Raw genomic sequence first — 10,069 nt, 5'->3', positions numbered from 1 at the left:
TTTATGAAAATATAACAATTCTTGCTTATAATAAGAATAGAGATAAATTGATGATCTGGTAATGGAAATGGTAGTTAGCCGTGTGAAAATTACTGGTGCCAACAATGAATAACACAAATTGCGGAATACCTCTAAAAAATGGCATTTTTGACTGCCTTTAAAGTTAGTTCATTAACGGACAAATTCGAGTTCCCAAGCCGCAACTTGCGTTATTCGAGACGTTGTAAAACATTTAAAAAAATTGATTCTTAAACAGTCTTTGAAAAACAGTTTACTTAACAGTATAACAATTCTGTTAAGCGGAGTATTAACTCTAATTCATCTTTTCGAATTTTATACAGTTGCTATAAGAAAGGAAACAGAATTTTATCCTTTTGGCGGAGAAGGACCAGTTCCATATTACTACCGCACGGCTGAACTTTACTCAATAGTCAATCTGACTTACGGACTAATTTTCGGATTTTTATTTTCAGTCGCAATTTGGAACTTACAAAGCCATAAAATCAAAACAGCAACTTTATTCGGACTGACAATTATTGCGGTTTTCATTCTATTAATTCACGGTTGGATAAATTAAAAAAACGTTTTACAACACTGTATAAAAACAATGCTAAAATCTGTCTCAAATCGAAAGTCCGTGCTCGCTTGCTGCGCCTGATTGTCCTGCGGACAATCAAACTCGCCAGCTCGCACTGTTTTTATACGGGACGTTGTACCCAATTTTCGAGGAAATGAATATAAAGAAGAAATTAGTGAAAGGAATAGTGATTCTAACTGCACTTGTATTTTTTTTCTTGATTTCGTTTGTAACATTGATGGAAGTAACGGGAGAAAAGTATTTAAATGAAAAAAATGATATTGTTTCATTTATTAAGAATAGTCCCCCAATACCAGATAATTTCGTAGAAGTCTTTGAGAAAGTTTACCCTAGATCAATAGATGGTAATTATTGGACTTATTTTGTGGAAAGAACCTTTTCTGACTCAAATAGAAAATGTCCTTGCAAAATGGCTGCTCTTTTTATTCCAAACGAAAAAATTGACTATTCAAGAGGATACTATTCAACAATGCCTGGAATGATAGCTCTTGAACTTGAAGATTATGTTTCACAAAAAGAATGTCTTAATTATGTATACAATAACTTTCAGTTTGGAAATGATATAATAGGTGTGAGAAGCGCTTCAGAAAATTTTTTCAATAAAAGTTTAGAGGAATTAAATCAGAAAGAAATAGTTAGTATTCTAACAATGTTGGAAAATCCGGTTCTTTATAGTATTAGAAGAAACCCCAAAGCGCATAATAAAAAAAGAAGTGAGTTACTGAGAAAACTGGGTACAACATCGGTTAACTAAAATGGCTTTTTTGAGCGATAATTTCCTACATTTATTTCCATAACAAAAACTCATCTCCACGGAAAGTGATGTCTTCCCTACTCGCCACTTTTGTTAACCGGAGACGTTGTGCAACATATGACAAACCAATGAAATACTTATTAATAATTGGATTTCTGATTTTAAATTCAGGAACAAATCTTATCGCTCAATCGACTTCGGACAGTCTTAAGCCAAAAATGAAAATGGTTAAAGAAGTCATTTATAAACCAGAGAATGGAGAGTTAAAAAATCGAGAAAATCTTTTTAACTCAAACATAAGTTCATATATGATTTTTGATAAAAATGAGAAAGTGATAGAAAATGGGCAATATGAACGAGATGGCTCTCTTTACGAGAAAACAATTTATAAAAGGAATGAAGAAGGAGAAGCTCAAAAAGCTATGAAGAAAAACTCATCGAATGAAATAAAAAGCTATTGGAATTATGTTTACGATTCTAACAACAAAATGATTGAAGTCCAAACATATGATTCGGAAAACAATCTGATCAATATCCAATCTAACACATATGACGAAAACGGAAACAATATTGAGATGTTATCGAAAAAACCAGGAAGTGAAAATGGTTGGAGATCTGTTTACAAATACAATTATGACAACAAAATAAATGAACAATTTCGCTATAAACCAGACGGAAGTTTAAAAGACAGAAGAACTTATGCTTATGACGAGGATGGAAATGAAAGTACACAATTTATGTTCAAACCTGATGGCAGCTACACGAAATTCGTATCAGAATATGACGAAATGAGTAACCTGACAATACAAAACTGGTTTAACGAACAAGATGAACAAACTCATCAGACATCTTTCGAATATGTATACGACAAAAATGGAAATTGGATCACAAAAAAGAGAAGTTCAAATGGTGAATTAAGTATGGTTTGGGAAAGACAAATAGAATACTACCCGTAAAAAATACGTTGCACAACAACGGTTAACACAAATACGGCAGTCCAGTCAAAAATGACATTTTTGACTACCTTTAAAACGACACCTTAACCGATAAATTTACGTTTCCCAGGTCCGCTACTTGCGTTAACCGGAGACGTTACCTACAATTGCTCTTTATAAACATCGATGAAAATTTTTAAATAAAATATTTTACGATGACTCTCCCTTAAGTTGAATTAAATGAAGTGAGTAAAAAATAATTTGGATATATTATTTTACAAGATTAGGTTTTCCGCTCCTCCTACTCCATTTACCGCTCAACATATAATCTTTTTTTTGAAGGTAAAACTCATCTAAGTTTACATCACTAATCAAAAAAAAAACAAAACACCATGATCGCACTTGTAATCTTAATTGTTGACTTCCTATTCAAATTAATAACAGGTTAACTCTTTAACAGCAGTACTTATGAAAAATTCAGAAACCAAAAAACCACACACATTTCAAAAGCAATTCGATAAATTCCATCTGCTTATCCTAGGCTCTAAAATGGCCAAATTATCATCTTTGATTCTAATGTTCGTATCCTTGATCATCATGTTTTATTCAGAAAAAAGCATATTAGTTATCCTAAGCTTGTTAATTGGAGTAGCCGTATTAGGAGTTTATATACTTAAGTTTTTACCGCTTAATAATATTGAACAAAAACCTTACACAAAGGCTTCCTTGACTTCTAGCTTAACAAAATTCAAAGCCTATATAGAACAGCGCAAAAAGTTCGAAATCCTTTTTATTTCAGTTTGGTTTTTAACTCTAATCCCCTTTCTATCTACTTACTTAGGATCCAACTTTAAAGCATTGATTGTAACAATTTTAGTCATTTCCATCACCGCTGTTTTAGGCATGTTGGCATTTATAAGGGTAGAAAAAGAATTAAGAACTCTGGAAACCCAAATTCAGTCCAAAATTTAAGATTTATATAAATTATTTTAAAAATTAGAAATCATGAAAAAGAAACTATTTCTTCTACTTCTGGCAATCATTGCATTTATAATAGTGGACACTTTAGTTGTAGATACCATTACAGGTAAAAATGTAGATAATGCACAAATAGCAATGGTCCTGGAAGACCAATGCGAATGTAAGGTCATTGAAAAAGGGTTAAATGGGAATGGGGTATCTTTTCCAGATGGGGTTTACGGAGATTATCATAACTTTTATCTAAGTAATTGCAAGATCAGTAATTTTGAAGAATATGTAGCGGACTTATATAAAAGTCTCGAATATTCCATTCCTAATTTCAAGGAGGCAGATTTGGTGAAATTAAGTTTTGAAATAGCTCCAAATCAAAATAGAATAGTGAGCATTAGAAATTCTGAATTAATAATTGAAAAATAATCTTGAAGAAATCCTACTAACTATTAAAATGCTAAGTTTGATTTTCAGCTAACTAAAAATATTGTGTTTACAAAAAAAACTGCATATTGGGTTCTAACTTTCACCTTCTGGTCATTGATAATTGGCCTTATGGCTTTTGGGTATTGGTTTAATGGGAATGATTTAAATTTAAAGGTTTGGCAATTTATACTTGATTTTACCTGCGCCTTATCGCTCTCCATTTTTTTTACCCATCAATTAAAAAGATCTATCAATAGATTTATTCAGTTTGATAACTTAAAAGGTGTGGATGTTTTTAAAATTTTGGGCTTATTACTGGTTTCAATTTTATTGTTTTATATCACCTATACCTTATATATTCAGTTCGTTTATCATTTTATTTATGACAGGGCAGATGTTTTTGAACACGAATCCCAAGGTTTAAAAGGCAACCTGCTTTTTATTATTAATTATAGTATTTATTTTCTTGTGTGGGCAGGATTCTATGTGGCGGTAAAAGGACTAATGGAATTAAATAATGGAAGAGAAACCAGATTGCAGCTTGAGTCTAACCTTAAAGAGTCTCAGTTAAACACCCTGAAAGGACAAATAAATCCGCATTTTATGTTCAACAGTTTAAACAACATTCGTGGCTTGATGTTGGAAGATGTGGACAGAGCAAGAAATATGTTAACCAGATTATCTGAAACCTTGCGTTATTCTCTCACAAAAAGTGATTCAAATGCCATTGCATTAGAAGATGAACTGGAAATGGTAGAAAATTATATTGAGATCTCTAAGATTCAATTCGAGGATCGCCTTCAGTTCCATAAGAACATTGACAAATCCACTTTGAACATTCAAATTCCCCCAATGATTATTCAGATGTTGGTGGAAAATGCCACTAAACACGGAATTTCAAATTTAAAAGAAGGAGGCAACATAAGTTTGTCCACCACACTAAAAGCGAATCAATTATTAATAGAGGTTGCTAATACAGGGGTTTTAAGACAAAGTAAAGACACTACTCAACTAGGATTGAAAAACATCAAAAAACGTCTTGAATTGCTTTATGGCGAAACAGCATCCTTCCATTTAAAAGAAAAAGAAAATCAAGTAATCGCCACTATTAAAATCCCGGTAGCATGAAATCATTAACAGCAGTTATCGTAGAAGATTCTAGACTTGCCCGAAATGAGTTAAAGGAGCTCTTGAAAGCACACAAGGAAATTGAACTTTTGGGCGAAGCACCAAATGTAGATGAAGGATTTAAGTTGATCAATGAAACGAAACCAGACCTATTATTTCTAGACATCAATATGCCAGAAAAAAATGGATTTGATTTGTTAGAACTCTTAGATGATGTTCCTATAACCATATTTACCACTGCATTTGATGAATATGCCATTAAATCTTTTGAATACAATGCTTTTGATTATTTATTGAAGCCTATCAATCAAAAACGATTTACCAGCAGTATAGAAAAAGTATTTGAAAAATATAGCGCAAGTTCACCATCAGAATCAAAAAGCGAAAGTGCATTGAGCCTAGATAAACAGATATTTATTAAAGATGGTGAGAAATGCTGGTTGGTTAAAATTCAAGATGTTTTTATGTTTGAAATTGTGGGGAACTATACTCGTGTGTTTTTTGAAAACAACAGGCCATTAATCTATAAATCTTTAGGTCAAGTTGAAGAAAAATTACCAAACGATGTGTTTTTTAGAGCCAACAGGCAACAACTAATTAATATAAATCATGTTAAAAAAGTGGTTTCCTGGTTTAACGGAAAGCTAAAAATAGAAATGAATTCAGGTGATGAGATAGAAATCTCAAGAAGGCAATCTTACCTTTTTAAAGAGCAGTTGAGTTTGTAGGCCAGTCGCAAAAGTAGGTAACATCGGTTAAGCGCAAATAGCGGGCAGTCCGGTGAAAAGTGCTATTTTAGACATCAAGTAAAAAACAACTAAGCCGACAAGCTTGCGTCCCTACTCCACGCTACTTGCCTTAACCAAAACCGTTGCAAAAAATGCTGCTGACATACGAGATGACATGTTGAACTTGAAAACTAGTTCGGATATCAACGGACTCCTAAATTTTATTATTGAGAGGTCAGTAAAGAGAGTTTTAAAAATCATATTTGTAGCGGATTACTCATTTAAACGAAAAAATCGAAATAACACCTTTAAAGAATGTGAATTTTTTAACTTGTGACCAATTTTAACAACAATTTTTAATGAAAAAATTACTACTACTCGGCTTTTGCTTTTTAACCTTCTCATCCATTAACGCACAAAACCCACCATCAGTAGAGGATGGACTATTTTCAGTAAACATATTAACTCCCGGATTAGAGTATGAATATGGTCTCACAAATTCGTCAACTTTAGATTTAAGCTTAGGATCAGGTTTTGCTTATAGAAAAGGAACATTTGGAGAAGGTTTTGGTGTATACCCAGTCTTTGGATTACAATACCGTTACTATTACAACTTGAATAAACGTCTTGAGAAGGGAAAAAATATTTCCAATAATAGTAGTAATTATATCGCTCTGAGTGGAACTGTACAAGGAGGAAAACCCATTATTGGTGATTTAGAATTTACTGAAGGTTATTTTGGTGTAATTGGCCCTGTATGGGGACTACAGCGGTACTTTGGGGCCGGTTTTAAATTAGACCTTAATTTGGGAGCAGGCTATGGTTTTAACGAGTCAGGTGGTTCTTTCTTCTCTCCAATCATTGGCCTTAAATTGGGGTGGCGTATTTCCAACTAAAAAAAATCATTTTTGGGATTTAAAGTCCCAATGATTCCTGCTTTAGAATCAAATATGTTTGACATTCTTGCGTGGTCACTCTTGCGGCCAGCACATTTTGCAACAACCGTTATCAAAAATGGCTTTTTGAGAGATAAATAGTTACATTTATTTCCATTAGAAGAACCCGTTATACCGGAAAGTGATTCCTTCCCTACCCACCACTTTCGTTAACCTTAGACGTTAGCTACCATATAACCAAAAACACAAAAATGAAAAAAACATTAAAAGTTGTCGGAGTAGTAATTCTGATTTTAATCTTATTTACAGCTGGTGCAGGATTCTATTTCTATAAAACTGACCCAATGGTTAAAGCCATAGTAGACAATGATGAATCTAAGCTTTATTATTTTCCAGTAAAGGAAATGGAAGATATGAATGATTTAAAATATTCTGAGACCATTCTTAGAGTCGAAGATTCCCTGAACATTTACTCATACTACTTTCAGGCAACAACAGAAAAACCGAAAGGGAACATATTTTTCATTCACGGTGCGGGTGGAAATGTTAGTAAGTATAAAGTCTTGATTAAACCTCTTGTGGAGAATGGATATGGAGTATATGCAGTGGACTGGCGAGGTTATGGAAATTCGACTGGTAAACCAAGTTATAAGGGAGTACTGAAAGATACAGAAGTTGCATTCGCCGACTTTAAAAAAAAAACGGAGTCTGATAGTTTAAAAATGATAGTTTACGGCACCTCTCTTGGAGGCCAACTTGCCGTAAAAATAACGGCCGATAACCAAAACGAAATCGATGCACTTGTTTTGGATGGAAGTATCCAGTCTGCTCAACAAATGGCAATTGATTATGCCCCAGTGGACTTTTTGAAGGAGAAAGCAAGGAAAAATCCCGAGAATTTCAATCAAGATTATGTGGCTATTCGTGACATTAAAAAAATTTCCAATACGCCAAAACTAATTATTCACAGCCAGTCGGATCGTGATGTTTCGTTGATACAAGGAGAAAATTTGTATGAAGCAGCTAAAGAACCGAAAGAATTTTGGATAACGGATACAAAACATATAATGACTTTAAAGGAACATCCTGACGAAGCTATTCAAAGGATTGATGAACTAATACGGTAGCCAACATCGGTTAACGAGCAAATAGCGGAAGAGCCTACTAAAAATGACATTTTTAACTACCTTTAAAAAGATAACTTAACCTATAAATTCACGTTCCCAAAATCCGCTACTTGCGATAACCGAGACCGTTAGCCACAACCTGAAAAAATGAATAACTGGAAAACTCTTAAGGAAGAAATTTATTTTGAAGATGGTACTTTAAGGGATATTTATATTTCTAAAACTGACAAAACGGATTGGGAAAGGTGGTGTAAACTAGTCAATGAGAATTTTGATGTCAAATTTTATGACGGACTGACCAGAAAGAAAGGAACCCGAATTAATATTGAAAGAGTATTTGAATTTTGGAACGATCCAGACAAATTCTTTGACTCTAATAATGCTACAATAAGCCTGGGAAATATAAAGGTGAAATGCTATTTTTTTTCAGAGAAAGAAATTGAGAACGATATTGAACCAAGGGAAGTAAAAACGGAGAAAGATCACCTGAACTTAATCGGATATTTAAAAGCAATTTCAGAGACTTTGGATAAAGATGTAGTTCTGTCATCTGAAAATCTGAAAGAAGATGTCTTGTTGGAGATAAAAAAAGGCAGTGGCTAAAATCGGTTAACGAGCAAATAGCGGAAGAGCCTACTAAAAATGACAATTTTAACTACCTTTAAAAAGATAACTTAACCTATAAATGGACGTTTCCAACATCCGCTACTTGCGATAACCGAGACCGTTGCCAATAATGCAGAGCCTCAAATAATTATTACAAAATGAACGTGAAATTTCTATTTATTTTATGTCTGATTTGCGTGTCTTGCGGTATTGATCGAACTGAAAGAAAAATTGATCTTCAGCAAAGTGAAGAAATCATTCTCATGATGGAAGAATTTTCTATAGATCGCTTAGAGTTAAGAGAAGGTAATTTAATTATTAATGACACTCTTTTGCTATCCAATTCTTCGTCCGTTTATTCATCAACCGATCCCAGATGGACAGCTCATCAGATGAAAATTGAAGAATGGATTAAAAATAAAAAGATTAAACAGGAGACATTAACTGCTTTGTTTAGTTTAATGACAAACAGTAAAAATCAACGGATTGTCAAAGAAAGAGAAGTTTACTTTTTCAATGAAGGTTCCTGGATTGACGCGGATTGGGGTAAGGCATACTCTATTCACAATATTTCGTCCAAAAAACCAGATTTTTCATTCGATAATGTTCAGGAAATAAAAACAATTGACGACCGGCCTAACTGGTATGAATATTATGCAGATTAAAAAGCACTATTGGCAACATCAGTTAACGAGCAAATAGCGGAAGATCGTGCTAAAATGACATTTTTGACTACTTTTAAAAAGATAACTTAACCGACAAATTACGTATCCCAAGTCCGCTACTTGCGTTAACCATGTACGTTACAAAACATTTATGAAAAACCTACTGACAATATTTTTTTTGACTGTATCCTTAAGTTCAAGTCAGGTTCAATCACAACAGCTGATTGAACAAACCGCTCAAAAAGTTGGAATTGAAACTTCGAAAATATTTTCAAAACTTGCCACCTTCCAAAGTTTTAAGAACGGAACTTTAATAATAATTCCGGAGATCGCTGAGGAGGGAGATGGATATGGAATTTTAAATAGCCATATCATCTTACTTGATGACAAAACTGGTGAAGTGAAGGCTAAATTTAGTGGACAAAAAGATTGGCACCTAGATGCCGTTTCAATTGATAAAATCGAAATAGAACCCAAACTTTATCAATTGAGCGAAACAATTGTAGCTTACGGTCTTAAATTATATCATTCAAACCAAAGCCGACCAAACCCCTATTCAAGTACTGAATTATCATTATATGCTCTGGAAGGAAATAAATTGAATCGTGTTTTGAAAGATTTCCCAATAAAAACTTTTAATGGAGAAACGAACACGACTTGCAAAGGAGAATTTGAAGAACATTGTAAAAATATTCAAGTTTTAGATACATACTCGAACGAGTTTGCGGACTTGAAATTCACCAATGAAATTGAGTTGAGCGAAAGAAACGAAGACTGTGAAAAGATAAAGACAGAAACCAAGACGGAATTACAATTTCTGAAATACGAGAATGGTGAGTATAAAAACGTTTTGTAGAGCAAATAGCGGAAGATCGTGCTAAAATGACATTTTTGACTACTTTTAAAAAGATAACTTAACCGACAAATTACGTTGCTCAGTTCCGCTACTGCGTTAACCGGGAACGTTGTGCAACATTCAAAAAAGTTTGAAATGAAACCTTGGATTAAATATGGAATTTTTAATGCCCTGGTCGGACTTCTAATCGGTGCTTATACGGCTATTACAGCTATAGGTGACGGTTATTTTGTGGTTGGAATTGCGGCACCTTTAGCATTTTTTTTGACAGGTAGATTACTCTGGAAATTTATAGTGAAAAAGAAATATGATGTAGTGAAAATTATAATCACGGGACTGCTGACGGGAGTAATTTCTCATTATTTAACCTTTGTAATT

Annotated in this window: 12 protein-coding genes; all 12 read left to right on the top strand. The window is 33.4% G+C overall.

Annotated features, from left to right (window positions below; genetic code table 11):
• Positions 1-731 precede the first annotated feature (731 nt).
• Complete coding sequence (locus ACFQ1G_RS01045) at positions 732-1,352, top strand: transglycosylase domain-containing protein (RefSeq protein ID WP_380736385.1); 621 nt, start codon at positions 732-734, stop codon at positions 1,350-1,352.
• A 128-nt stretch (positions 1,353-1,480) separates the two neighbouring features.
• The gene (locus ACFQ1G_RS01040; RefSeq protein WP_380736384.1) at positions 1,481-2,308 is read left to right on the top strand and encodes an RHS repeat domain-containing protein; all 828 of its coding nucleotides are present in this window, start codon (positions 1,481-1,483) and stop codon (positions 2,306-2,308) included.
• Positions 2,309-2,755: 447 nt separating this feature from the next.
• Positions 2,756-3,259 carry a hypothetical protein gene (locus ACFQ1G_RS01035; protein ID WP_380736383.1) on the top strand — a complete coding sequence of 168 codons (504 nt, stop codon included), beginning with the start codon at positions 2,756-2,758 and terminating at the stop codon, positions 3,257-3,259.
• 33 nt (positions 3,260-3,292) lie between these two features.
• Complete coding sequence (locus ACFQ1G_RS01030) at positions 3,293-3,685, top strand: hypothetical protein (protein WP_380736382.1); 393 nt, start codon at positions 3,293-3,295, stop codon at positions 3,683-3,685.
• Between the two features lie 303 nt (positions 3,686-3,988).
• Positions 3,989-4,813: a sensor histidine kinase gene (locus ACFQ1G_RS01025; RefSeq protein ID WP_380736381.1), complete on the top strand. Its 825-nt coding sequence runs from the start codon at positions 3,989-3,991 to the stop codon at positions 4,811-4,813.
• Entirely contained in the window at positions 4,810-5,541 is a 732-nt protein-coding gene (locus ACFQ1G_RS01020; protein ID WP_380736380.1) for a LytR/AlgR family response regulator transcription factor, read from the top strand. The genes ACFQ1G_RS01025 and ACFQ1G_RS01020 overlap by 4 nt, the downstream gene beginning before the upstream one ends.
• 359 nt (positions 5,542-5,900) lie before the next feature.
• Positions 5,901-6,437, top strand: a complete 537-nt coding sequence (locus ACFQ1G_RS01015; RefSeq protein WP_380736379.1) for a hypothetical protein — start codon at positions 5,901-5,903, stop codon at positions 6,435-6,437.
• Positions 6,438-6,688: 251 nt separating this feature from the next.
• Positions 6,689-7,564, top strand: a complete 876-nt coding sequence (locus ACFQ1G_RS01010) for an alpha/beta hydrolase (protein ID WP_380736378.1) — start codon at positions 6,689-6,691, stop codon at positions 7,562-7,564.
• 147 nt (positions 7,565-7,711) lie between these two features.
• Positions 7,712-8,167, top strand: a complete 456-nt coding sequence (locus ACFQ1G_RS01005) for a hypothetical protein (RefSeq protein ID WP_380736377.1) — start codon at positions 7,712-7,714, stop codon at positions 8,165-8,167.
• Positions 8,168-8,328: 161 nt separating this feature from the next.
• Positions 8,329-8,835: a hypothetical protein gene (locus tag ACFQ1G_RS01000; RefSeq protein WP_380736376.1), complete on the top strand. Its 507-nt coding sequence runs from the start codon at positions 8,329-8,331 to the stop codon at positions 8,833-8,835.
• Positions 8,836-8,986: 151 nt separating this feature from the next.
• Positions 8,987-9,691: a PA3715 family protein gene (locus ACFQ1G_RS00995; protein WP_380736375.1), complete on the top strand. Its 705-nt coding sequence runs from the start codon at positions 8,987-8,989 to the stop codon at positions 9,689-9,691.
• 135 nt (positions 9,692-9,826) lie between these two features.
• The coding region (locus ACFQ1G_RS00990; RefSeq protein ID WP_380736374.1) for a hypothetical protein at positions 9,827-10,069 on the top strand (243 nt) is incomplete at its 3' end.

This window comes from Salinimicrobium gaetbulicola (assembly GCF_042676025.1).
GTDB classification, from domain to species: Bacteria; Bacteroidota; Bacteroidia; order Flavobacteriales; family Flavobacteriaceae; genus Salinimicrobium; species Salinimicrobium gaetbulicola.
This window is presented reverse-complemented; position numbering and strand designations above follow the sequence as displayed.

Bases quoted from the DNA above. Each gene is read 5' to 3' on its own strand.
- ACFQ1G_RS00995 (WP_380736375.1), top strand. From the start codon at position 8,987: ATGAAAAACCTACTGACAATATTTTTTTTGACTGTATCCTTAAGTTCA.
- ACFQ1G_RS01035 (WP_380736383.1), top strand. From the start codon at position 2,756: ATGAAAAATTCAGAAACCAAAAAACCACACACATTTCAAAAGCAATTC.
- ACFQ1G_RS01000 (WP_380736376.1), top strand. From the start codon at position 8,329: ATGAACGTGAAATTTCTATTTATTTTATGTCTGATTTGCGTGTCTTGC.
- ACFQ1G_RS01040 (WP_380736384.1), top strand. From the start codon at position 1,481: ATGAAATACTTATTAATAATTGGATTTCTGATTTTAAATTCAGGAACA.
- ACFQ1G_RS01015 (WP_380736379.1), top strand. From the start codon at position 5,901: ATGAAAAAATTACTACTACTCGGCTTTTGCTTTTTAACCTTCTCATCC.
- ACFQ1G_RS01020 (WP_380736380.1), top strand. From the start codon at position 4,810: ATGAAATCATTAACAGCAGTTATCGTAGAAGATTCTAGACTTGCCCGA.
- ACFQ1G_RS01030 (WP_380736382.1), top strand. From the start codon at position 3,293: ATGAAAAAGAAACTATTTCTTCTACTTCTGGCAATCATTGCATTTATA.
- ACFQ1G_RS01010 (WP_380736378.1), top strand. From the start codon at position 6,689: ATGAAAAAAACATTAAAAGTTGTCGGAGTAGTAATTCTGATTTTAATC.
- ACFQ1G_RS01005 (WP_380736377.1), top strand. From the start codon at position 7,712: ATGAATAACTGGAAAACTCTTAAGGAAGAAATTTATTTTGAAGATGGT.
- ACFQ1G_RS01045 (WP_380736385.1), top strand. From the start codon at position 732: ATGAATATAAAGAAGAAATTAGTGAAAGGAATAGTGATTCTAACTGCA.